This window comes from Aeromonas sp. sif0611 (assembly GCF_019218845.1).
Lineage (GTDB): Bacteria > Pseudomonadota > Gammaproteobacteria > Enterobacterales > Aeromonadaceae > Aeromonas > Aeromonas media.
On sequence record NZ_JAHUWU010000080.1, the window covers coordinates 1 to 226 of the forward strand.

The 226-nt window shown below is 44.7% G+C and carries 1 protein-coding gene; it reads left to right on the plus strand.

From position 1 onward, the window contains the following. The coding region (locus KW824_RS20860; RefSeq protein WP_218410915.1) for a hypothetical protein at positions 1 to 188 on the plus strand (188 nt) is incomplete at its 5' end. Positions 189 to 226 lie beyond the last annotated feature (38 nt).

Consider the following 226-nt stretch of genomic DNA (forward strand, 5'->3'; position numbering starts at 1 on the left):
GCTTCCTTGTGAAGCAGGCGCCGAAAGAAAAGCGAAAACAACCGCTTGACTTTCGAAGTGAGGAGCGTAAGATGCGCCTCCTCAACGCGATAAGCGTGACGCTCTTTAACAATTTGAATCAAGCAATCTGTGTGGGCACTCACAGCATCGAACATCAAACAATTTTGTTGATTTTCAATGTCTGGTGAAGTGACCAAGACAACTTCGGTTGTCACAGTTTATTTCA